We start from the raw sequence: 2,007 nt of genomic DNA, 5'->3' as shown, positions 1-2,007 counted from the left end.
ATGGACCCGCTGGGATTCGAACCCAGGGCATCCTCCTTGCAAAGGAGGCACTCTCCCACTGAGCTACGGGCCCACCCTCCACTCGAACTGAGGCGAGCGAAGGTGGGTGAGGTGAATTGGTTAGTCCTGGTAGTTCTGAGGTGCCCGGTCGAGCGCGCGAGCGTCGGTGAACAGTCGGACCGTGCGTGCGTGAAAGGTGGGTCAGGCGCGTCGGCCTGATCCCGGTCAGTAGGAGGTGATCCAGCCGCAGATTCCCCTACGGCTACCTTGTTACGACTTAAGCCCCCTTGCGAAGCCCAGATTCGACCTCTGTACAGAGGCCTCATCCGGACCTCACTCGGGTGCTTTGACGGGCGGTGTGTGCAAGGAGCAGGGACGTATTCGCCGCCCTCTGCTGAAAGGCGACTACTACCGAATCCAGCTTCATGAGGGCGAGTTTCAGCCCTCAATCCGAACTACGACCAGGTTTCTGAGATTACCGCCCTCTTTCGAGGTGGGAACCCATTGTCCTGGCCATTGTAGCCCGCGTGTAGCCCAGCTCATTCGGGGCATACTGACCTACCGTTGCCCACTCCTTCCTCCGTGTTGGCCACGGCAGTCCTCCTAATGTACCCAACCACCCGGGGGTGTTGCTGGCAATTAAGAGTGCGGGTCTCGCTCGTTGCCTGACTTAACAGGACGCCTCACGGTACGAGCTGACGGCGGCCATGCACCTCCTCTCAGTAGCTCAGCATGGAGGTCATCAACCTGATGATCATCGCTACTGTCGGAGCTGGTGAGATGTCCGGCGTTGAGTCCAATTAAACCGCAGGCTCCTCCGGTTGTAGTGCTCCCCCGCCAATTCCTTTAAGTTTCATCCTTGCGGACGTACTTCCCAGGCGGCTCGTTTAGCGGCTTCCCTACGGCACAGCACCCGCTCGTAGCGGGTGCCACACCTAACGAGCATCGTTTACGGCTAGGACTACCCGGGTATCTAATCCGGTTCGAGACCCTAGCTTTCGTCCCTCACTGTCGAATCCGTTTTCCCGAGGTGCTTTCGCCATCGGTGGTCCGTCCAGGATTACGGGATTTCACTCCTACCCCGGACGTACCCCCCGGGCCTTCCGGTTCCAAGCCACGTGGTATCCGCCGGACGCCCACCCGTTGAGCGGGTGGATTTCCCGACGGACCGTCGTGGCCAGCTACGGACACTTTAGGCCCAATAAGATCGGTCATCACTCGAGCTGCCGGTATTACCGCGGCGGCTGGCACCGGTCTTGCCCAGCTCTTATTCGTGCACCACCTTACGGTGCACAAAAGCGAGGACGGTATGCCCTCGCACTCGGGGTCCCCTTATCGCACTGTCGTGCAGTGTAAAGGTTTCGCGCCTGCTGCGCCCCGTAGGGCCCGGAATCTTGTCTCAGATTCCGTCTCCGGGTTCTTGCTCTCACAACCCGTACCGATTATCGGCACGGTGGGCCGTTACCCCACCGTCTACCTAATCGGCCGCAGCCACATCCTACAGCGCCGGAGCGTTTGAAGCTCCCCGCATTCCAGCGTGGGAGCCGTATCGGTTATTAGCCTCAGTTTCCCGAGGGTATGACCGTCTGTAGGGTAGTTTGGCCACGTGTTACGGAGCTATCCGCTACGAGTCTGAACTCGTACAACTAGCATGGCTAAATCGGACCCCGATAGCAATGACCTCCGGCAGGATCAACCGGAATGTCCTGAACCTCGTGTGGTTCAGGGGGCGTGGCGGGTGTCGGTGTCGCGGTTGCGACACCGCACTCCGTTGTGTTGCATTGCATGGTCCGAGTTCGGCGACGGGGTCGGCGGTCGACCGGGTGTCACCGAACTACCAGGGCTAACCTCAGATCCCATCTGTACGGCGGACCGCAGGGGTGGAATCCTCATATCTTCGGACTTCTTCGTAGGCCGTTCGGGGTCTTAAACCCGTCGAAGCCCGGCGGAGTGATCCGCCGGGCGCGCGGCCCGAGTCCGAGCGTGGACCGCGTCGAACGGCCCACA

The 2,007-nt window shown here is 60.5% G+C and carries 1 tRNA gene and 1 rRNA gene; both read right to left on the bottom strand.

Annotated features, from left to right (window positions below):
• Position 1: 1 nt before the first annotated feature.
• A tRNA-Ala gene (locus C3L37_RS24040) sits at positions 2–73 on the bottom strand.
• A gap of 157 nt (positions 74–230) precedes the next feature.
• Positions 231–1,703, bottom strand: a 16S ribosomal RNA gene (locus C3L37_RS24035).
• Between the last annotated feature and the right edge of the window lie 304 nt (positions 1,704–2,007).

This window comes from Halegenticoccus tardaugens (assembly GCF_004116405.1).
Lineage (GTDB): Archaea > Halobacteriota > Halobacteria > Halobacteriales > Haloferacaceae > Halegenticoccus > Halegenticoccus tardaugens.
This window is presented reverse-complemented; position numbering and strand designations above follow the sequence as displayed.